Origin of the sequence: Arenibacter sp. F26102 (assembly GCF_023015865.1) — a bacterium.
Taxonomy (GTDB): Bacteria; Bacteroidota; Bacteroidia; order Flavobacteriales; family Flavobacteriaceae; genus Arenibacter.
The window spans coordinates 1-429 of record NZ_JALKBC010000061.1 but is presented as its reverse complement, the minus strand read 5'-3'; the positions used below and the strand labels follow the sequence as shown (position 1 = coordinate 429).

Sequence of the window (429 nt, the reverse complement as noted above, 5' to 3'; positions counted from 1 at the left end):
TATCAGTGGTACTATTGCCACGGGCGCTGCGACCAATAGTCCTTACGCCGTAGAGGTAACGGTAACTGACGATGGCACTCCTTCCGAGTCTGCCACGGTCTCCTTTACCTGGAACGTAACGGATGTTCCGGTGAACCAGGTACCGATGGTCACCAATCCAGGAGTCCAGACGGGCGTTGAGGGGGATGTTATTTCCCTACAGATTGCCGCCAGTGATCCCGAGGACGACGGTATGACCTATTCAGCCATAACATTGCCAACGGGGCTATCCATAGATACGTCAACAGGGCTTATCAGTGGTACTATTGCCACGGGCGCTGCGACCAACAGTCCTTACGCCGTAGAGGTAACGGTAACTGACGATGGCACTCCTTCCGAGTCTGCCACGGTCTCCTTTACCTGGAACGTAACGGATGTTCCGGTGAACCA

General features: G+C 54.5%; 1 protein-coding gene. It reads left to right on the top strand.

Going from position 1 to position 429, the window contains the following annotated elements; translation table 11 throughout:
- The coding region (locus MWU78_RS22260; protein WP_247002015.1) for a putative Ig domain-containing protein at positions 1-429 on the top strand (429 nt) is incomplete at both ends.